The organism is Nannocystis pusilla, assembly GCF_026626665.1.
GTDB lineage: Bacteria > Myxococcota_A > Polyangia > Nannocystales > Nannocystaceae > Nannocystis > Nannocystis pusilla.
On the sequence record NZ_JAPNKE010000002.1, the window covers coordinates 9,472,075 to 9,491,950 of the forward strand.

Below are 19,876 nucleotides of genomic sequence, written 5' to 3' on the forward strand. Positions count from 1 at the left end.
AAGGGAATGTCTGAACGGACATGCCTTATAGAACATCTTCGAGAGGGTCCTAGGCGCGGCGGCGCAGGCCGACGCCGGCCGCGACCGCGACCAGCAGGCACGCGCCGCCGTAGAGCAGCGGCGGCGGGGGCCACGGGGTGGCGGAGATCTCCCCGGCAGGTTCGTCGCCGGCGGGTGCCGGAGCCGTCGACGACGGAGGCGCCGGCGTCGATGTCGGGGTCTCGGCCGGGGTCGGCGGGGGCGCCGGTTCGGCCTTCGCCTGCGCCGTCGCGGCCGGGTTCGGCTCGAGCTTCGCCTCGGCCGGCGCCCCGGCGCTCGCGGGGGCCGGCGCCGCGGGCTCCTGCGCCTTCAGCCGCCGGATGTCCTCCTCTCGCGGGAGCCGCGGGCGACGGCCCTTGTGAAAGGCGCGGTCGAAGATGTGTCCGTCGCCGAGGTCGAAGCGGACGCGGGTGGGGGTGAGCGTCAGGACGGCGCCTTCGATGCCGACGCGGTACACGTCCTCGATGCCGTGCAGGTCGATGCTGACCTCGTCCGGCACCCACCACCGCTGTTCGGCCTCGATCTCCCGCACCAACACGCGGGGGTCGCTCGGCGGCTCGTCGCTCAGCTGGCGCAGCCCGTTCTCGGTCAGGTCGCCGTCGTCGTCGGAGTAGGCGTCGCTCGGGAAGGCGAACAGCCGCTGCTGGTGGCAGCCGCCATAAGAGTCCTCGAAGTCGGGGTGGCCTTGGTCGTACTCCGATTCAACACGGTGTGCGCGGCGCGGTTCTCGGAGTTGAGAAGGCAGGCGGCGGGCCACAGGACGAACAGGTATCCCGGGTACGCATCGAGGTTTTCGATCGTGATCGTGACCTCGACCGCGCTCTTGTCCTCCGGTGGCCTGAACTGGTCGGCGCGGGCGAGCTGCGACCCGAGGAGCGCGAACACGAGCCCGAGCTGCGGTCGAACGCGAGGCATGCCGCACCTTAGAGGACTTGCCGGCCGTGATCGAGGTTGCGCGCGAGTGATCGCACCCGTCGTCGGCGCAGTGACATGTCCGAAAGGACAGCTTTCGACCGCGCGCGGGAGCGCGCCCGGAGACGGCGAACGCGGGCGCGGACAGCCGACCTCGCGTTGGGATAAACAATGGTTCGTGAGCCAAGCCAGCCAGCTGCAGGGCGCACCCCTGATCGTGATCGAGGTCGACCCCCGGCTCGTGGTCACCGCCTGGAACCGCCGCGCCGAGCTGGTCTTCGGGACAGACGCGGCGACGGCCGTCGGCCGGCCGCTGACCGAGCTGCTGCCGCTGAGCGAGGGCGAGTGGAGCGCGCTGCTCGACGAGGGCGACGGCTCGCCGCGGGTGCTGACGATCCGCCGCGCCGACGCGGCCTGGTCCATCGAGGCGTGGTCGCAGGTGCTCCGCGGCGAGGGCGGCGGGACGCTCGGCGCGCGGCTGTTCGGTCACGACGTGGGCGCGCGCGTGGCGGCCGAGCGCCGGGCGGCGCTCGAGACGACGATGCTGAAGGCGATCAAGGACAACCTCGACATCGCGGTGTGGGCGATCGACGAGCGCGGGGTGTTCCTGTACCAGGACGGCAAGGCGATCCGCGACATGGGCATCGCGCCGCACCAGTTCGTCGGCCTCAACATGCTCGAGCTCTACAAGGACCTCGGCAACAACCCGCTGATCGAGCGGGCGCTGGCCGGCGAGCCGGCGCGCACGTACGCGGCGGAGAGCCACGGGATGTTCCTCGACACGTATTACATCCCGATCGCGGGCAAGCCGGGCGAGCCGCGGCTGGTCGGGGTCACGCTCAACGTCACCGAGGCCAAGCGGCTCGAGAACGAGATGCGCAGCAAGCTCGAGCTGATCGAGCGCCAGCAAGAGGTGATCCGCGTGCTCGCCACGCCGATCATCGAGGTGTGGGACGGCGTGCTGACGATGCCGATCGTCGGCCTCATCGACACCGCCCGCACCGCCGAGATCATGGACAGCCTGCTGCAGGCGGTCACGCAGACGCGGGCCCGCTACGCGATCCTCGACCTCACCGGCGTCGAGGTCGTGGACACCGGCACCGCGAGCCACCTGATCAAGATGATCCAGGCGATCCGTCTGCTCGGGGCGGAAGGGATCCTCACCGGCATCCACCCGACGATCGCCCAGACGATCGTCGCGCTCGGAGTCGACCTGTCCCACGTCGCGGTGTACGCCAAGCTGCGCGACGCCCTCAAACACACGCTTCTCGCCGCCCGCAAGGCCTGATCGCCGCGATCGCGCGGCGCCGGCGCCCGGGCGAAGCCGCCCGCAAGGTCCGCACAAGTGGATACGGACAGCTGTCCGCGGACACGGTACAAAGGAAGCGTGGACGAACGGACCTTGCTGCAGGACGCGCCCCTCGTCGTGATCGACGTCGACCCGGCGCTTCGCGTGTCCGGCTGGAATCGGCGGGCGGAACAGACCTTCAAGACCCCGCAGGCGGCGGCGCTCGGGCGCGGGCTCGACGAGGTGCTGCCGCTGCACGGGACCGCGGACAGGTGGACGTCGCTGTTCGAGCCGGGCGCGGATGCGCGCGTCTGGGAGATCCGCGGCGCCGGGGACCAGCCGATGCTGTTCGAATCGTGGTGGCAGGTCGACCGGGGCGGCGACGGCGAGCCGCGCGGCGCGACGCTCTACGGCCACGACGCGACGTCCCGCATCATCGTCGAGCGCCGCTCGCTGCTCGAGTCGGCGATGCTGCAGGCGATCAAGGAGTACCTCGACATCGCCCTGTGGGCGATCGATCGCAAGGGCACGTTTCTCTATCAGGACGGCAAGGGCGTGCGCACGGCCGGGATGTCGCCGCATCACTACGTCGGCCAGAACATCTTCGACGTCTACCGCGAGGGCGGCGACCTGGGAGGCGTGACGCGGGCCCTGCACGGCGAGCCGATCTCGGCGCTGCCGGCCGAGGTCCACGGGATGCACTGGCAGACCTGGTACATCCCCATGCAAGAGAACGCCGCCGACGCGGCGGTGGTCGGCATCACGCTCGACGTCACCGAGGCGCGCCGCAGCGAGATCGAGCTGCGCACCAAGCTCGAGCTGATCGAGCGCCAGCAAGAGGTGATCCGCGAGCTGTCGACGCCGATCATCGAGGTGTGGGACGGCGTGCTGACCCTGCCGATCGTCGGCCTCGTCGACAGCGTCCGCACCGCCGAGATCATGGACAACCTGCTGACGTCGGTGGCGCGCACGCGGGCCCGCTACGCGATCCTCGACCTCACCGGCGTCGAGGTCGTCGACACCGGCACCGCCGGCCACCTGATCGGCATGATCCAGGCCATCCGCCTGCTCGGCGCCGAGGGCATCCTGACCGGCATCCACCCCACGATCGCGCAGACCATCGTCGCGCTCGGCGTCGACCTCGCCCGCGTGGCGGTGTTCGCCAAGCTCCGCGACGCGCTCAAGTACTGCATCGTGCAGATGAGTCAGCGCAAGCCGACGACCGTGACGGCCAAGTGACGAGCTGGCGACGATCCCCGATCGACGCGTCCTCTATCCATTGCGCATGCACCGACCCATTGTGATGAACGCCGCCGCGCAGCCGGCGTCGACGCGGACCCGCCGCCACGAGCGCGGGTTGCGAGGACTTTCTGCGCCAGGCGCGCATTGCGAGGAAGGCCCGCAATTCGGCCACACAAGGCCGAGATCCATTCGGGCGTCCCGCGTCGCTCATGGTGCGCGCCACCCTGCCCCCGGCCCGGCGAACCATAGCTTGCGAAGTTGCCGGTCCAGCGACCCTCGGACAACAAGACCTGACCCCCCCATGACGACCCTCTCGCCCGTATCGGACGCGACGAACGAGTTTTTTGTGACCTCTCGACCCGAGCCCCTGGCGCCCGGTGTGCGCGCGCAGCTGCTCGGTTTCTCCCCCGACGACTTCGTGACCCTGGCCCCGCGGCGCGAAATCCGCGCGCGGACGAGATCGAGGCCCGCTCGCTGGCGCTGGCGGAAGGGCTGGGCCTGGTCCACGCCGACAACCGCGGCCGCTTCGACGCCTTCAACACGCTCGGGCGCCACGTGTATCCGGCGGCCAGCGTCGAGCGCGGGGTGCTGTGCGCGACGTGGTGTAACTGGCTGTTCTTCTTCGACGACATGCACGACGAGGAGCTGCGCAGCCGCGAGGACCAGAGCCGGGTGCGGCGGCAGATCGATCACGCGCTGGCGCTGCTGTCCGGCGCGCGCCAGCCGACCGGCGAGGTCGACGCGCTCGACCGCCTGCTGCTCGAGTTCCGCCGCGGCGCGCTCGACCTGGTCGGTGGGGCGTGGCTCGACAGGCTGTGGTGCGTGACCGCCGATCACATGTCGCTCGGCGTGCTGCCGGCGGTGCGCAACTGGGGCACCTCGCGCACGCCGCCGCTGCGCGAGTACCTGAGCCAGCGCGAGCACGACAGCGGGGTGCTGACGGCGCTCGACCTGATCGAGGTGGCGGCGCAGATCTCGGTGGCCCCGGCGGTGCGCGACAGCCCGGCGGTGCTGCGAGCCCGCCGCGCGGTCAGCCGCACCGTGGGCTACTTCAACGACATCGTGTCGTTCCCCAAAGAGGTGCTGCGCCACAAGAACCCCAACAACCTGGTCCACGTGCTGATGTGCGAGCGCGGCTGCTCGCTCGCGGCGGCCCTGCGCGAGGCGACCGAGCTGGTCAACGCCGAGGCCCGCGAGCTCGAGACGAGCGTGCGCGAGGCGATGGGGCTGTACCCGCACGACGCGGCGGTGCAGACGTACCTGCAGGGGCTGCTCGAGTGGCAGCGCGGCAACATCGAGTGGTCGCTGGCGAGCCCGCGCTACGACGCGTCGCGCGGGTGAGGCTACTCCCTGAGTTGATCGCGCTCACGGCAGCGTGGCGCCGGGGAACTTCGCGGCCGCCTCGGCGCGCAGCTGCTGGTAGGCGGCCTGGTCGCCGGCGGCGCGCAGGTGGAGCAGGTAGGCCTCGTAGACGCGGGGCTCGTCGGGCGTGCGGGCCAGCATGCGCGGGAGGAGCTTCGCGGCCAGGGCCTGGTTCTTGCGCGCGATCGTGTAGAGGGCGCCGCGGGCGGGCGCGAACGCGGGGTCGGCCTCGTAGGCGCGGACGAAGTGCTCGGCTGTCTCCCAGGACATGCTCGAAAGGTCAGCCGTGTCGCCGCGGGCGATCTCGCCGGCCAGGTAGTGGCGGGCGGCGGCGGTGAACGGCGCGCTGGCGGCCGCGAGGGCCTCGGCGCCGCTGCCGGTCAGCAGGGCGGCCGGGGCCGCGACGGCGCGCTGCAGGATGACGCCGAGGTTGTGGGCGCCGAGGGTGCGGTCGTCGCGGTAGGCCACGCGCGCGGCCTGGAACGCGATCTCGGGCGCCAGGTCGGTGTTGCGCGGGCCGTCGCCGGCCCACGCCGCGAGCTCGCCGGGGCCCATCACGTAGGACGCCAGCAGGTCGCGCGGATCGACGATGTTCTGCAGCTCCGCGGTGTCGGCCTGCAGGCGCGCGACGTCGAGGTGGAGCTGGCCCGCGGCCGGGTCGGGGGCGCGGCCGATCAGCGCGAGCGCGGGGTTCTGGGCGTTGTAGATGCCGAGGAACGCGTACGACTCGGGGAACACGTCGAGGAAGGTGCGGACGATCGTGCGCACGTCGGCCTCGTCGAGCTGGTAGAGCGGCAGCCACTGGCACATCAGGCCGCCGGGGCGCAGGTGGTCCTCGCGGCGGCGAAGTGCTCGCGGGCGAACAGGCTGCTGGCGCCGGCCTGGCCGGGGTGGAACAGGTCGGCGACCACCAGGTCGTAGCTGCCGGGCGCGGCCGCGAGGTAGCGGCGGGCGTCGGCGGCGTGCAGGGTGACCTCGGGCCGCTTGGCGAGGTCGTGGTTGATGTCGGCGAAGTGCGGCAGGAGCTCGACGATCTCCGGCACCAGCTTGACGCCCTCGGCCGCCGCGTGCGGCACGGCCAGCGCGCCGCCCATGGTCGATCCGGTACCTAGCCCGAGGTACAGGGCCTTCGGGATAGGTCCTTCGGGACCTGACGCATGGGACAGGAGAGAGCAGACCTGGCCCATGCGCTGCTCGCCGAAGCCGGCGGCGCCGCCCATGCGGAAGCGCTTGCCGATCTGCAGCCGGCGCAGCGGGGCGCCGCCGGGGCCGGGGCGCTCGCTGACGGCGACGAGGCCGTGCAGGGTCTGGCGCTCCTCGCGGCGGACCCACCCGTCGCTGTCGCTGACGAGGGCGAGCGAGCGCGGGCCGGCGGCGGTCAGGGCGACGCCGACGAGCACGCCGCCGATCAGCTTGACGGGCGAGAAGCGGCGGAACCACCCGAACACGGCGAACAGCGCCAGGTAGGCGTAGAGCACGGCGTAGAAGGCGTCGGCGTAGCCGAGCCGCGGGACGGCGACGAGGCCGAACAGGAACGGGGCGGCGGCGCAGCCGAGGGCGTTCCAGGCGTAGGTGCGGCCGACGCCGCGACCGGTGGCCGCGACCAGGCCGATGACGTGGCTGAGCAGGGCGCCGAGCAGCAGGGCCGAGGGCGCGAACACGAGGGCCGCGACCGCGAGCTCGGCCGCGCCGGCGCGCGCGAGCCCGGCCGCCTCGGGGGCCAGCGCCTGCAGCAGCGCGGGCCCCTGGGCGAGGACGATCGCCGCCGGGACGACGAGCAGGGCGAGCAACCACAACAGCATCGCGGTGACGGTGCCGGGCCGGCCGGCGACGGCCCGCGCGGCGAAGCGCTGGTAGACGAGCGCGCCGACCCCCGTCGCCAGCAGGTAGGCGGCGAGGATGTGGGCGAAGGTGTAGATGGTGTTCTCGAGGTGCTGGCCGAGCACCCGCACGCCGACGACCTGCAGGCCGATGCCGGTCAGGCCGGCGCCGAAGGCCACGAGGTCGAGCAGCCACGGCTCGCGCAGCAGGTCGGGGTCGGGGTCGCGCGAGGCGTCGACCGCGACGGGCGGTGCAGAGGTGTCCCGAGAGACAGGTGATGCGAGGACCGCCGGGGCGCCCGGCGAGCCGGGCAACCTCGCGCGGCGGGCGAGGGGGTGCCGGAGAAGTCGCCGGGGACCGGTGATGCCGGGGTCTCGGACGCGAGGTCCCGGGCGGCGGGAGCAGAGGCTCCGGGGACGGCGGCCGATGTCGTTCCAGACATGTCCCCGTGGACATGTCCCGAGGGACCGGTCGAAGAGGGCATGTCTGAGGGGACATGCCCGGCAGTGCGAGCGCTCCAGGCGCGGGCGGCGAGCGCCGCGCCGACGCCGGCGAGGGCGGCGAGGGCGGCGCCGAGGCCGTAGCCGAGGGCGGGGAACACCAGGTGGACGCTGACGAGGGCGGCGAGGGCGGCGCCGAGGGTGTTGGCGCCGTAGATCCGCCCGAGGCCGCGGCCGTCCTGGTCGGAAGGACAGGTGCGGCGGCGGGCCTCGACCAGCGCGGCGAGCGAGGCGCCGAGCGGGGCGGCGCCGAGAGCGAGGACGGCGGCGGCGACCGCAGTCGAGGCGGCCAGGGCCGCGGCCCCGCCGGCGGCGGCGACCGGGCCGAGCCAGGCCGGCAACACGCGCGCGAGCAGCTGCAGAAGATGCGGCGAGACGACCGCGAAGCCGGCGGCGACCAGCTCGAGCGCGACGAACAGGCGCGCCGGGTCGCGGGCGCGGAGGCTGCGGTCGTGCAGCAGCGCGGCCCCCAGCGCGAGCCCGGCGAAGAAGCCGGCCAGGGTCGCGAGCACGCCGACGGTCTCGCTGCCGAGCGACAGCGCCAACATGCGCGTCCACAGCATCTCGTAGGCGAGGGCCGCCGCGCCCGAGGCGAACGCGGCGACCAGCAGGAGGCCGTCGCGCGGGCCGGTCGTTGCTGACATGCCGCGTGAGCATACACGGCGGCCCCCCATTCGGCGCGGACCCGAAGACGTTCGCTCGCAGCACCGCGAGGCTTCTCACTTGGGCGGGCGCCGAGCGGCGGGTTAGCATTGCGCGGTGAAGATCGCGGTCCTCGGCGGCGGCCCTGCGGGCCTGTATTTCAGCGTGCTCATGAAAAAAGCGCGGCCCGACTGCGAGGTCGTGGTCGTCGAGCGCAACCGGCGCAAGGACACGTTCGGCTGGGGCGTGGTGTTCTCGGACGGCACTCTCGGCAACTTCCGCCGCGCCGACCCCGAGACGTACGCGGCGATCACCGATTCGTTCATCCACTGGGACGATATCGACACCTGCTTCAAGGGCCAGGTGATTCGTTCGGGGGGCCACGGGTTCTGCGGGATCGCGCGGGTGCGCCTGCTCGAGATCTTGCAAGACCGGGCGCTGGGGCTGGGGGTGCACGTCGCGTTCGAGACGGAGCACGACGGGCTGAACTCGCCGGCCGTGGCGGGCGCCGATCTGGTGGTGGCGGCCGACGGGATCAACAGCAAGGTGCGCTCGCAGCTGGCGGAGGTGTTCGCGCCGACGATCGCCGAGGGCAAGGCGAAGTACATCTGGCTCGGCACGACCAAGCATCTGTCGGCGTTCACGTTCTACGTCCGCGAGAACGAGCACGGGCTGTTCGTCGTGCACGCCTATCCGTTCGACCGCGACACCAGCACGTTCATCGTCGAGACCGACGCGGAGACGTGGCGCCGCGCGGGGCTCGACGCGATGAGCACCGACGAGTCCGTGGCCTACTGCGAGCGCCTGTTCGCCGAGGAGCTGGGCGGGCACCGGCTGATGAGCAACAAGTCGAGCTGGCTGTCGTTCCGCGAGGTCAAGTGCGCGCGCTGGTGGTCCGGCAACGTGGTGCTCATCGGCGACGCGGCCCACACCGCGCACTTCTCGATCGGCTCCGGGACCAAGCTGGCGATGGAGGACTCGATCGCGCTGTGCGAGGCGCTGCTGCGCGAGTCGACGGTGCCCGCGGCGCTGGCCGCCTACCACGAGTCCCGCTGGCTCGAGGTGGCCAAGCTGCAGCGCGCCGCCAAGGTCAGCCAGACGTGGTTCGAGGAGGTCCGCCGCTACAAGGAGCTGCCGCCGCAGCAGTTCGTGCTGAGCATGATGACCCGCTCGAAGCGGGTGACCTACGAGAACCTGCGCGTGCGCGACCGCGAGTACGTCGGCCGGCTCGACAAGTGGTTCGCCGGCGAGCACGGCTGCGAATCGCACGAGCCGGCGCCGCCGCCGATGTTCACGCCGCTGCGCCTGCGCGCGCTGACGCTGCAGAACCGGGTGGTGGTGTCGCCGATGTGCCAGTATTCGGCGGAGGACGGGCTGCCGAACGAATGGCACCTGGTCCACCTCGGCGGCTGCGCCGTCGGCGGGGCCGGCCTGGTGATGACCGAGATGACGAACGTGGCCCCGGAGGGGCGGATCACCCGCGGCTGCACCGGGCTGTGGACGGAGGCGCACGCGACGGCGTGGCGCCGGGTGGTCGACTTCGTGCATTCGCACTCGACGGCCAAGATCGGGGTGCAGCTCGGACACGCGGGCCGCAAGGGCTCGGCCGAGCACCCGTGGGAGGGCGCGGACAGAGGATTGGCCGAGGGCTGGGAATTGCTCGGACCGTCGGCGGTGCCCTACGCGCCCGGCTTCGCGGTGCCCAGGGAGATGACGCCGGCCGACATGGCGGCGGTGGTCGAGCAATCCGGCGCGCGGCGCAGCTGGCCGAACAGGCAGGTTTCGACCTGGTCGAGGTGCACATGGCCCACGGCTATCTGCTGGCCTCGTTCATCTCGCCGCTGACGAACGCGCGCACCGACGCGTACGGCGGCTCGCTTCAAAATCGCATGCGCTTCCCGCTCGAGGTGCTCGGCGCGGTGCGGGCGGTCGTGCCGGCGCACAAGCCGGTGTCGGTGCGGATCTCCGCGACCGACTGGATCCCCGACGGCCTCGACGAGGAGGACGCCGTCGAGATCGCCCGCCTGCTCAAGGCCCACGGCTGCGACCTGGTCGACGTGTCGGCCGGGCAGACGACGCCGGAGTCGCGGCCGGACATCTACGGCCGCATGTTCCAGACCCACCTGAGCGACCGGATCCGCCACGAAGCGGGGGTGACGACGATGGCGGTCGGGGCGATCCAGGACTGGGACCAGGTCAACACGATCATCGCCTCGGGCCGCGCCGACCTGTGCGCGCTGGCCCGCCCGCACCTGCTCGACCCACACTTCACGCTGCGCGCGGCGGCCGAGCAGAACTACCGCGGACCGGGGTGACCTGGCCGCCGCAGTACCTGGCGGCTCGCCCGCGCGGGTGAGCGCGGTTGCAGCTGCAACCGCCGCGGTGCGATGATTCACGGCGCGTGCTCATGGCCTGGGCGGCCGCGACGAGCGCGTCGGTCCGCGTTCAGCCATGAACAGATTCACGGCGCGTCGTCGGTGCCGGCGAGGATCTCCGCGTTCTGTTGCAGCTGCGTCTCCGACAGGGCGGTGGCGTAGATCGCCGCATAATACAGAGTGCCCTGGAACGAGCGGTCGCCGTCGGCCCCGCGGTTGCCCAGCGCGAAGTACAGCGGGATGTTGGGGTCGGTGGGGATTGCGACGGCCTCGTTCTGGTTGGGATGGACGAGCGAGATGTCCATGCCGTCGGCCACCGCCGCGCCGTCGACGTAGAGGCGGACGCGGTGGATCGGCTCCGGCTGGCCGGTGTCGAGGACGACGTGGACGACGGCGCGGCCGAGCCCGGCCCAGTCGACCGGCCACACGCCGGCGAGGTTGTTGCCCTTCCAGTAGAACTCGAGGCGGTCGAGGGCGCTCGAGCGGAGGGTGAAGTGGCCCATCTCGAAGCTGCGGCCGACGTGCACCAGGCGCGAGCCGAGCAGGGTGACCGCGTCGATGTCGACGACGAGCTCGAGCGTGGCGGCGGTGCGGTTCTGCAGGGCTGTTTGAACCTTGGTGTCGGCGACGGGGAGCGTCGCGCGGCCGTGGAGGCCGGCCATCGGCCAGCGCAGGCCGCGGTGGCCGCGTTGTTCGGCGTAGACCGGGTTCATCGCGCCCATGTCGTAGACGAGCGGCAGGTCGAGCGGGTCGGGCGCGGCGTCGAGGGCGTACTTCGGGCCCTGGCCGCCTGCCGCCTCGTCGAGGAAGTAGCGGACCAGGAGGCCCTCGTCGACGAGCATGGGCGGCGGCTCGCCGGTGGTCTCGTCGCCGGTGGTGGTCGAGGTCGAGTGCTCGGTGGTGGCGGCGGTCGTCGACGTGGTGGTAGTCGCGTCGGTGGTGGTCGCGTCGACGGTCGGATCGACGGGCGCGGTGGTGCCGGTGGTCGTGAGCTCGGGGCTGCTGGTGGTGAGCGGCGGCGCGGTGGTGGTGGTCGTCGTCGGCTCGTCGGTGGTCGAGGTCGACGAGGTCGACGACGGCGGGCCGGCGCTCACGAGGCCGCTGCCGTCGTAGCTGCACGCGGCGAGGAGGAGCGCGAGCGCGGCGAGGCGGCGGAACTGCGGACGCGGCATCGGCCCGAGGCTACCGCAGCGGGCTCGGCCGTGGAGGGCGCAAAGCCGCGCGAGCGCGCGGGGGCGCCGGCCGTCACGGGCTGAAATAGCTGTAATCGACCTTGTACGCGAGGCAGGCGTCGACGGGGGCCTTTTGCAGGCGGACGTACATCTCCGCGCTCTCGTCGGGGCCGTCGTTGCAGTTCACGACGTACTCCATGGTGCCGGCGCCGCAGCAGCCCTTGCGGCCGTCGGGCGAATTGGTCATCGTCGTGCCGTTGGGGCAGGTGATGTTGACTTCGCCGTCGATGTCACAGTCGGCGTACATGCACACCTCGAGCGGGCCATCGGCGGTGACGACGACCTTTGCGATCGGGTCGTTGTCGTTGTCGTTGCACTGGTTGCCGCTGAAGTCGCCGAAGAAGCGGAACCAGTCGACGTCACCGTCGCCGTCGAGCACGCCCTGGAAGCTCTTCGGCTGGGCCTTGCAGTACTGATCGCCGAGGTCGACCGCTTCGCCCTCGTTCTCGTTCGGCTCCATCCCGGTGTCCATGCACATCGGGCCCGTCGTGGTGTCGGGCCCGGTGGTGGTGCTCGTATCGGTGCTGGTGGTGCTGCTCGTGGTGGTGTCCGGACCGGTGGTCGAGGTCGTCGTCGTGTCCGGATCGGTGGTGGTCGTGGTGGTGGTTCCGAGCGTGGTGGTCGAGGTCGAGGTCGGTCCGTCGGTCGGGTCGACCGGCGTGGTGGTGCTCATCGTCGCGCCCTCGCTCGCGGAGCCCTCCGAGTCCACGGTGGTCGGCGTAACGGTGGTCCCCGGGCCGGTCGTGGTGGTCGTATCACCGGTCGTGCTGCTGGTCGGAGTCGGCGGACCCGCGCTCACCAGGCCGCTGCCGTCGAAGCTGCAGGCGAGGAGCAGAGCGAAGCCGGTCCAGCGGGCGCGAACGAGATAAGGAAGCATCGTCGGAGGGTATCGCAGCCGCGCGCCGGCGAACCAGCGGCGCGGGCGCGACGGGCCCCTCGGCCGACGCAGGCGCGGCGGTCCGTTCGCGGACCGCCAGATCTCCATTACTTGGAGCCGCAGCCCCACTTGCCGCCGCCGCAGACACAGGCGAAGTCGCCGCCAGTGGTGCGGTAGACGCAGAACTCGGACTCGCCCCGCGGACATGGAGCGCCGCGCGAGGGCACCGACCGCGGGCACGACGAGGGACCTTCGATCGCCTTGACGGTCCCGGGCGCCTGCGAACCACCACCACCGCCGCTCTTGCAGGCGAATCCGACCAGTCCGGCGAGGCACGCGGTCACGGCAAACACGAGGAATGCGGGTCATCGTGACCCCAGCGTCCCTCCGGCAGAGTGCGGTGTCAACGCGATCGCGGCCGCGGCGCAGATTCGCGCGCCGCGCTGAGTGAAAATTGCGGTCGGCGCAGGCGCACTTTTCTAAGGGTTTCCCGGATCCGCACAGCGGCCTCAGCGGCGCGGCGCCCGTCGCAGCGGCCCCGGCGGCGGGATCGCCTGAAGGGTTGGGGTCCATAAACCCCTAGGCGCGCCGAGCTCCGCCTTGCCGAGGTGACGCAGTCGACCATGGTTCCCACGAAACGTCCCCTGGCCGCGCAATCAGCGCGCAGGCCCCGAGGACATCGATTCCAAGAACCCATCACGGCGCGGACCACAGTCCGCGACAGAGGTACCAGCAATGCCGAACAGCACCGGGAATTCAGGGGAGCGCCGCGGAGGCCGCGGTTTCGCGGGGATGGACGCGGAGAAGCAGCGGGAGATCGCGCGCAAGGGCGGCCGGGCGGCGCATGAGAAGGGCACGGCCCACGAGTTCGACTCGGAGGAGGCCCGCGCGGCCGGCCGCAAGGGCGGCGAGGTCGTGAGCCAGAACCGCGAGCACATGGCAGAGATCGGGGCGAAGGGCGGCCACGCGTCGCACAGCAACCGCGCCGCTCATGCCACCGCACGCGGCCGCGGCCAGCGCGGCGCGATGGGGATGACCGGCGTGTCCGACGAGCCGAACACGATGGTCGAAGACCGCGAGGCGTCGACGTCGTCGGCCGCCCCCGAGAACCGCTCCGAGATGCCCCGCAGCGAGTCGCTGTCCAGCGGCCGCGACGAGGGCGAGCAGGACCACTAATCATAATTGCAGTCGCGAGCTCCGCCTCGTGACTCGCGGGTGGCCGTCTCGTACGGCCGCCCGCACCATTGTTCATTTCGCCATTCGACCAAGAATTCGGCGTGGTCGGGCGATTCGCTGGCTCGACGCATTGTGGGCGATCGCCGAGGGGGGATCGTTCGCGTGCTTGTCCGAGCGCGGGAACGAAGGATATCGACGCAGAGGCTCGGGTCGTTGGGTCGAGGCTTCGGCGGGTGTGGGCGGGTCCCGGGAGCGATCTCCGTCGGTCTCTTTCGCGCGATGGTGGAGCGCGAGCCTGGAAAGATCTCCGGTGGTTCTTTCGCGAGAAGGTCTCGCGGTGACCTCCGCGGGCAGACGGGCGGCCTCCGCTCGCGCGCATGGCGGGACGAGGCGATCTCTCGCCGGCCGTCTCGTGGCGGGCTGACTGCGCGATCACGGCTATCGGTCGCGCGGGCGCGTCAGGAAAGCTTCGCGGCTTGCGAGGTCGATGCAGGCCGGGGACGATGCGGCATGGCCCAGCGCCGCAGCACGACGACGGAGCTCGAGCCGGGGCCGGGCTGGCAGCTGCTCATCACGGGGGCGCTGGTGTTCGTCGGCTGCGACGTGCAGGCGACGGCGCCGGCGCATCATCCGTACGCGCCCGCGAGCGTGGGCGACGAGTGGGTGTACGCCATGCCGCAGGCGCACCCGGCGGTGCAGGTGCCGACGACGCAGTCGATCGACCGCATCCTCGCGGCCGAGCAGCGCGGCGATCGCCTGGTGGCCCGCGTGCGCAGCGAGTTCTTCGGCGGGACCAGCGAGCGTGACCTGGTGATCTCGCCGCTGGGAGTGACGCCGGAGCTGGGCTCGATGACGAGCGCGGTCGGCGAGGTGAAGGCGCGCGTGGCCGAGGGGGTGTACCTGCCGCGCGAGCTGTCGCCGGGGATGCGCTGGGACTGGCGGCAGGAGCTCGACACGCCGGTGTCGTCGATGTCGGTGGTCGGCCGCTGCGCGGTGGTCGGCCACGATTCGTACCGCGGACAGACGGCGGTGCACGTCCGCTGCGAGACGCACAATCGCATGACCACCGCGGTCGCGGCGCCGCCGGTCGAGCACGTGCAGACCGAGGACAATTATTATGTCCGCGGGATCGGCCTGGTGCGCAGCGTGACGACCACGCCGCAGGGCTACCGCGCGGAGAAGCTGCTGGTGCGCTGGCAGATCGCCGGGGCGCCGGCGTGGCGGGACGAGTCGCCGGCGATCGCGGTCGGCGAGCCGTGAGGGCGCGCGACCTTCGGCGCGGAGCTCAGATCCCGCGAAACGTGAGGCGCAGGCAATTCTGCGTCTCGCAGTAGACCGTGTATCCGCAGCCCCGGTCGTCCACGCCGAGTCTGCCGTCGCAGCGCAGGCAGCGACGATGCGTGAAGCCTTGCCGGCCCAGCTCTTCCACCGCTTCGTCGGCGTTGGCGAGCTCCGCCTCTCGCAGCTTCTTGTCGCGGTCGATTTGGTCGTTCATGGCCGACTCAGGCGGGCGGATCGCCGGCGCGGCGCGGGCCCAGGTAGGTGACGCGCACGCCGGTCGAGGGGCCGAGGACGACGTTGCGGCGGCCCGGCTTGACCTCTCGCGGCTCCGAGAGGCGCAGGCGGTAGTTCCGCAGCAAGGTGGCGAGGACGAGCTTCATCTCGTAGGTGGCGAAGGCGGCGCCGAGGCAGCGGCGATGACCGCCGCCGAACGGGGCGTACTCGAAGGGGCCGTACTTGCGGTCGAGGAAGCGCTCGGGGCGGAAGGCGTGCGGCTCGGGGTAGATCTCGGGGCGGATGTGCACGAGCCCCATGGCGACCGCCACGCCGGCGCCGGCGGGCAAGGTGTAGCCGGCCAGCTCGAGCGGGCGCGCGAGCATGCGCGGCGCGTCGGGGGCGATCGGATAGAGGCGCAGGGTCTCGTGGACGACCGCCTCGAGGTACGGCAAGCGGGTGAGGACCTCGGGCTCGGGGCGCTCGCCGGCGGCGTCGAGCTCCGCGAGCAATTCTTCCAGGCGCGCGCGGTCGCGGTGGAGCCAGTAGATCGACCACGCGAGGGCGATGCCGGTGGTCTCGTGGCCGGCGAACAGGAGGGTGAGCAGCTCGTCGTAGATCTGCGCGTCGGTCATGCCGCTGCCGTCGTCGTGACGGGCGGCGAGCATGCGGCTCAGGATGTCGTCGCCGAGCTCCTCGGGCCGACTGCGGCGGGCGGCGAGCTCGGCGGAGACGAGGAAGTCGAGCCGCTGGCGGGCCCGCTGGAACCGCGCCCACGGGCCCATGCCGAAGAAATCGCGCTGCAGGAACGGGAAGAACACCAGGCTCGGGGCGATGGCGGCGACGTACTCGAGGATGGCCTTGCGGACATCCTCGACGCGGGCCGGATCGACGACGCCGAAGACGGCGCGGATGATGACCTCGAGCGAAACCCACTGCGAGCTGTCCTGAAACACGAACGGCTGGCCTTTGGGCCATGTCGCGGCAGCGGCGTGGGCGGCGCTGCGGATCGTCTCGCCGTAGGCGCGCATGCGTTCGCCGTGGAAGGCGGGCATGAGCAGCTTGCGCTCCCTGCGGTGGCGCTCGCCCGAGAGCAAGAGGAGCGAGTTTTCACCGAGCAGCGGACGCGACACTTCGGGGCCGAACGGGGCGAAGGTGTCGGGGTCGGCGGAGAACACCTGCTGCGCGCCGGCGGGGCTGCCGGTGATGACGACGTCGCCGTTGACGACGTGGGCGGTGAACGGGTCGCCGTACTCCTCGACCATCTTCACGAAAAAGCCGTACGGGTCGCGGGCGTAGCGGTAGGTCTGCAGGAGGGTGCGCCGGGAGCCAGGCGGAGCGCGCTGCGGGTCGACACGCCTGGAGGGTGCGCCGGGGCCGGTCGGGCGTCAACGCGGGGCGGCCAGGATGGCGAGGGTGCGGCGGTCCGCCGCACGCGAGCGCCAGGTGACGGCTTCGCGCGAACTCAAGCGAGGGCGCGGCGGGGGTCGAGGTCGCCGGTGTCGACGACGTGGCGCTTCGGGGAGCGGGGGTCGTAGCAGACGCTCAGGGTGGGTCGTCGCAGGTGCGGGCCGGGGTCGTACCAGAAGCGCCGGCTGACGAAGGTGCGCGCGACCGCTTCGCCCGGCAAGGTGGCCTGACAATGGATGACCCAGGGGCTGCGGCGATGGATGCGGATCGAGGTGTCCTGGGTGATGGTGGTGACGGTGGCGTCGACGCGCTGGCCTTCGCGCAGCAGCCAGGCGATCTCGCGCTTGCGTCGGGCGCGGCGCAGCAGGCCCAGCGAGCCGATGCCGAGGTGGACGAGGCCGATCCCGCCGAAGATGCCGGGGAGCAGCCAGCGATTCGTGGGGCTGTCGATCGTGGCGTCGTCGGGCTCGTCGGGGTCGAAGGCGATAATGACGCGATCGCCGAGCCGGTAGGAGGGCCGCGAGTAGATATTGGAGCGATGGACGTGGTCGCGGCCGAGGTGGTCGGCGTAGGCGACGTCGGGGGCGGCGCTGCCCTTGTTGTTGCGGCGCAGGTCGATGACCTCGCCCTCGGTCCGGCGCGCGTCGGCGAAGAAGTGCAGGTCGACGGCGAGGAGCACGAGGCCGACAGCGAAGAACAGGCCGCCGAGGCCGGCGATGAGCGACCAGACGAGCTTCACCCGACCATGGTCGCCGCGCGCGGGTGCGAGATCAAGCGGGTCGCCGACGTCCGCAGGATCATGCGCCGAAGATCTTCGCCAGGTGGTCGTTCATGAACACGCCGCGCGGGTCGAGGCGGCGGCGGATGGCGTGGAAGCGGTGCCACTCCGGGTACATGTCCTGAAGTTCATGTGCGGTGAGGTTGTGGATCTTGCCCCAGTGGGGGCGGCCGCGGTGGTTGCGGAAGATGGCCTCGCAGCCGGCGAAGTAGTCGGCGTACGGCATGCCGGCGTACATGTGGACGGAGATGACCGCGCTGTCGCGGCGGTAGAACGGGCTCAGCCAGATGTCGTCGCCGGCGACCACGCGGTACTCGATGGGGAAGTGGACGCGGACGCGGTCGCGCTCGATGTAGGCCTTGAGCTCGCGCAGGCAGTCGGGGCCGCGCTCGACCGGGACGGCGTACTCCATCTCGTTGAAGCGGACGTCGCGGGGGCTGGGGAACACGCGGTGGCTGTGGTCGGCGTAGTCGGTCTCGGAGATGGCGCGCGAGGCGAAGCGGGCGACCGGGCGCGAGAGGCCGGGGAACATGCGCACGGCCTCGGAGGCGGCCCAGAACACGCCGGTCTCGAGCAGCTTGTCGGCGAGCACGCGCTTGACCGCGGAGCGCGGCTTCGGGGTGGCGACGATGTCGAGCGCCTTGGTGGCGGCGCGGTCGCTGTAGGGGAACCACCAGAACTCGAAGTGGCGGTGGCGCCGGCAGCTGTCCTCGAAGTCGGCGAGGCACTGATTGAGGTCGACGTTCCTGCGGACGTCGCGGAGCACGTAGCTCGGCACGCATTGCAGGCGGATCCGCGCCAGCACGCCGAGGCTGCCGAGCGCGACCTGGGCGGCCTTGAAGATGTCGGGCTCGTGCGTCGGCGAGCACGACAGCAGCTTGCCGCTGGCGAGCACGAGGGTGAGCGCGCGGACCTGGGTGCTGATGCTGCCGAAGGCGATGCCGGTGCCGTGAGTGCCGGTGCTGACCGCGCCGGCGATCGCCTGGCTGTCGATGTCGCCCTGGTTCTCGAGCGCGAGGCCGTGCTTGCCGAGCAGGCCGCCGAGGTTGCGAATGGTGGTACCGGCCAGGACGGTGGCGGCCCCGGCCTCGCGGTCGATCTCGGCGAGACCGGCGATCCGCGCCAGCGAGACGAGGGTGTGCTCGGTGGCGACGACCGGGGTGAACGAGTGGCCGGCGCCGACGACCCGCAGCTTGCCGTTGGCGCTGGCTGTCTCTCGGACCAGGTCGCTGAGGGCGTCGACGGTGCTCGGGACCACGAACTGGCCCGGACGACAGGTGACGCCGCCCGACCAATTGGACCAAGTCTTGCGCGCGAACATCGCCGGGATGGTACCAGGCGACCGGGCGGCGACGAAGCCGCCGACTGCGCGCCGACGAAACTGAGACAGTCGCCGGCGGAAGCCGCAGGCCCGGGGCGAAAAAATGGCGAGGCGAGGCCGGCAGGCGGTCCGGCTGCGACGCGGCGACGAACGCCGTCACGCTTCCGCGAGCCGCGCAACCCTCCGCGAATCGTGAACTTCGAGGCCGAGAAACGGAAGGCGCGGTCAGACGAAGCTGCGGCCGTCGCCGCGGTAGGTGGGGACGCGACCGATCACTGCGGCGCCGGCCAGCAGGACGAGCTCCGTAAAATGTTCGCACAGCTCGCCGGCCTTGGCGTGGCGGAAGAAGATCGGGTCGCCGAGGGCGAGGATCTCCGGACCCGCGTAGTTGACGGGGGTCTGGACCTCGCCGCAGCCCTCGTTGGCCAGGAGGGTGGCGCCGGCCGGCAAGCTGGGGGTCGGTTGCCGATCGCGGCCGGGGCTGCCGGAGGCGATGTAGCCGCCGCCGAAGCAGGTGTAGATGTTGGCGATCGGCCGCCGCACGATCGGCAAGGCGAAGCCGGCGGCCGGTTGCGGCCGAAAGCTGTCGTAGCCGTCGAACAACGTCGGGCCGTAGAGGCCGGAGCCGGCCGCGAGCTCGGTGACCGAAGGGTCGGTGCGGGTCTGCTCGAGGCTGCCGGTGCCGCCGCCGTTGATGAAGCGCAGCTCGTGACCGCGAGCCTTGATGGCGGCGACGACCGCGGCCCGGCGCGCGAACACCTCCGGCTGGGAGCGGCGCTGAGCGCCCGGACGGCGGCGCTCTTGAGCCGCTGACCGGGCACCAGATCTTGCAACCCGGCGAGCTGCGCCTCGTAGCCCATGAGGCCGTCGAGGCGGAGGTGCGGGGTGCCGGCGATGGCGTCGGCGAGGGCGACGGCGGCCTCGACCCCGGCCACCGGCGAGCGCCGCACGCCGAAGTGGAGGCCGGGCAAGGTCGAGGACATGTCGAGGTCGATCGCCACCGGCAAGGTGACGCCGGCCCGCGTCGCCGCCTCGGACAGGAAGGGCAGCTGCTGCGGGTCGTCGACCATCAGGCAGATCTCCGCACCGCCGGCGATCGCCGTGCACGCGAGATCGAGGTCGTGGCGGTCGACCGTGGGGTAGGCGACGACCAGATCTTTACAGCATCGGCGGCCAGATGGGCGGCCTCGGCGGCGCTGTAGCAGAGGATGCCCTGAAAGACGGGGCTCATCGCCTGCACGCGGCGGAGGATGTCGCGGCAGCGGATCGACTTGGAGGCGAGGCGGATCGGCAGACTGCCGGCACGCTCGATCAAGCTGCGGGCGTTGACGGCCAGGAGGTCGAGGTCGCAGTAGGCGAGCGGGAGGTGCTCGTGGCGGAGTGCGGCGCGCAGCTGGCGTAAGTCAC

18 protein-coding genes and 1 pseudogene are annotated in these 19,876 nt (G+C 71.7%); 7 read left to right on the plus strand and 12 right to left on the minus strand.

Annotation, left to right across the window (positions count from 1 at the left end):
- Positions 1-49 precede the first annotated feature (49 nt).
- On the minus strand, positions 50-796 hold the full coding sequence (locus OV079_RS41890; RefSeq protein ID WP_267775311.1) for a hypothetical protein: 747 nt from the start codon (positions 794-796) through the stop codon (positions 50-52).
- Between the two features lie 333 nt (positions 797-1,129).
- On the opposite strand from OV079_RS41890, the gene OV079_RS56635 reads away from it, so the two are divergent.
- From OV079_RS56635 to OV079_RS41905, 3 genes are all read left to right on the plus strand, one after another.
- Positions 1,130-2,239 (plus strand): STAS domain-containing protein, encoded by a 1,110-nt coding sequence (locus OV079_RS56635; protein WP_267775312.1) that lies wholly within the window; start codon positions 1,130-1,132, stop codon positions 2,237-2,239.
- Between the two features lie 99 nt (positions 2,240-2,338).
- Entirely contained in the window at positions 2,339-3,478 is a 1,140-nt protein-coding gene (locus OV079_RS56640) for an STAS domain-containing protein (protein WP_267775313.1), read from the plus strand.
- Between the two features lie 558 nt (positions 3,479-4,036).
- Positions 4,037-4,822, plus strand: a complete 786-nt coding sequence (locus OV079_RS41905) for a terpene synthase family protein (protein WP_267775314.1) — start codon at positions 4,037-4,039, stop codon at positions 4,820-4,822.
- Positions 4,823-4,846: 24 nt separating this feature from the next.
- Here the strand turns inward: OV079_RS41905 and OV079_RS41910 are convergent, their stop codons facing one another.
- The 3 genes from OV079_RS41910 to OV079_RS41920 are packed head-to-tail and all read right to left on the minus strand — an operon-like array spanning position 4,847 to position 7,808.
- Complete coding sequence (locus OV079_RS41910; RefSeq protein ID WP_267775315.1) at positions 4,847-5,653, minus strand: hypothetical protein; 807 nt, start codon at positions 5,651-5,653, stop codon at positions 4,847-4,849.
- Positions 5,653-6,843 (minus strand): spermidine synthase family protein, encoded by a 1,191-nt coding sequence (locus OV079_RS41915; protein ID WP_267775316.1) that lies wholly within the window; start codon positions 6,841-6,843, stop codon positions 5,653-5,655. The genes OV079_RS41910 and OV079_RS41915 overlap by 1 nt, the downstream gene beginning before the upstream one ends.
- Positions 6,822-7,808: a spermidine synthase family protein gene (locus OV079_RS41920; RefSeq protein WP_267775317.1), complete on the minus strand. Its 987-nt coding sequence runs from the start codon at positions 7,806-7,808 to the stop codon at positions 6,822-6,824. Before OV079_RS41920 ends, OV079_RS41915 begins: the two co-directional genes overlap by 22 nt.
- Positions 7,809-7,923: 115 nt before the next feature.
- On the opposite strand from OV079_RS41920, the gene OV079_RS41925 reads away from it, so the two are divergent.
- Entirely contained in the window at positions 7,924-9,651 is a 1,728-nt protein-coding gene (locus tag OV079_RS41925; RefSeq protein WP_267775318.1) for an FAD-dependent monooxygenase, read from the plus strand.
- Positions 9,609-10,121 carry an oxidoreductase gene (locus tag OV079_RS41930; RefSeq protein WP_267775319.1) on the plus strand — a complete coding sequence of 171 codons (513 nt, stop codon included), beginning with the start codon at positions 9,609-9,611 and terminating at the stop codon, positions 10,119-10,121. The genes OV079_RS41925 and OV079_RS41930 overlap by 43 nt, the downstream gene beginning before the upstream one ends.
- Positions 10,122-10,267: 146 nt before the next feature.
- Here OV079_RS41930 and OV079_RS41935 read toward each other — a convergent pair whose 3' ends face one another.
- The 3 genes from OV079_RS41935 to OV079_RS41945 all read right to left on the minus strand — a co-directional run bounded on the left by OV079_RS41935 (position 10,268) and on the right by OV079_RS41945 (position 12,643).
- On the minus strand, positions 10,268-11,353 hold the full coding sequence (locus tag OV079_RS41935; RefSeq protein WP_267775320.1) for a LamG domain-containing protein: 1,086 nt from the start codon (positions 11,351-11,353) through the stop codon (positions 10,268-10,270).
- Between the two features lie 73 nt (positions 11,354-11,426).
- Complete coding sequence (locus tag OV079_RS41940) at positions 11,427-12,290, minus strand: hypothetical protein (RefSeq protein WP_267775322.1); 864 nt, start codon at positions 12,288-12,290, stop codon at positions 11,427-11,429.
- 107 nt (positions 12,291-12,397) lie between these two features.
- A complete protein-coding gene (locus OV079_RS41945; protein ID WP_267775324.1) occupies positions 12,398-12,643 on the minus strand; it encodes a hypothetical protein in 246 nt (81 codons plus the stop codon).
- 439 nt (positions 12,644-13,082) lie between these two features.
- Here OV079_RS41945 and OV079_RS41950 point away from each other — a divergent pair, with 439 nt between their 5' ends.
- A complete protein-coding gene (locus tag OV079_RS41950; RefSeq protein WP_420829452.1) occupies positions 13,083-13,466 on the plus strand; it encodes a KGG domain-containing protein in 384 nt (127 codons plus the stop codon).
- Between the two features lie 510 nt (positions 13,467-13,976).
- Positions 13,977-14,726, plus strand: coding sequence for a hypothetical protein (locus OV079_RS41955; RefSeq protein WP_267775327.1), 750 nt, complete (start codon positions 13,977-13,979; stop codon positions 14,724-14,726).
- Positions 14,727-14,751: 25 nt separating this feature from the next.
- Here OV079_RS41955 and OV079_RS41960 read toward each other — a convergent pair whose 3' ends face one another.
- The 5 genes and pseudogenes from OV079_RS41960 to OV079_RS59500 all read right to left on the minus strand — a co-directional run bounded on the left by OV079_RS41960 (position 14,752) and on the right by OV079_RS59500 (position 19,862).
- Positions 14,752-14,961 (minus strand): hypothetical protein, encoded by a 210-nt coding sequence (locus tag OV079_RS41960; RefSeq protein ID WP_267775330.1) that lies wholly within the window; start codon positions 14,959-14,961, stop codon positions 14,752-14,754.
- A 7-nt stretch (positions 14,962-14,968) separates the two neighbouring features.
- Positions 14,969-16,273 (minus strand): cytochrome P450, encoded by a 1,305-nt coding sequence (locus OV079_RS41965; protein WP_267778774.1) that lies wholly within the window; start codon positions 16,271-16,273, stop codon positions 14,969-14,971.
- A 152-nt stretch (positions 16,274-16,425) separates the two neighbouring features.
- Entirely contained in the window at positions 16,426-17,109 is a 684-nt protein-coding gene (locus OV079_RS41970) for a DUF3592 domain-containing protein (protein ID WP_267775332.1), read from the minus strand.
- A 58-nt stretch (positions 17,110-17,167) separates the two neighbouring features.
- Positions 17,168-18,469: a D-arabinono-1,4-lactone oxidase gene (locus OV079_RS41975; protein ID WP_267775334.1), complete on the minus strand. Its 1,302-nt coding sequence runs from the start codon at positions 18,467-18,469 to the stop codon at positions 17,168-17,170.
- Positions 18,470-18,694: 225 nt separating this feature from the next.
- A pseudogene (locus OV079_RS59500) lies at positions 18,695-19,862 on the minus strand (alanine racemase).
- Positions 19,863-19,876: the final 14 nt, after the last annotated feature.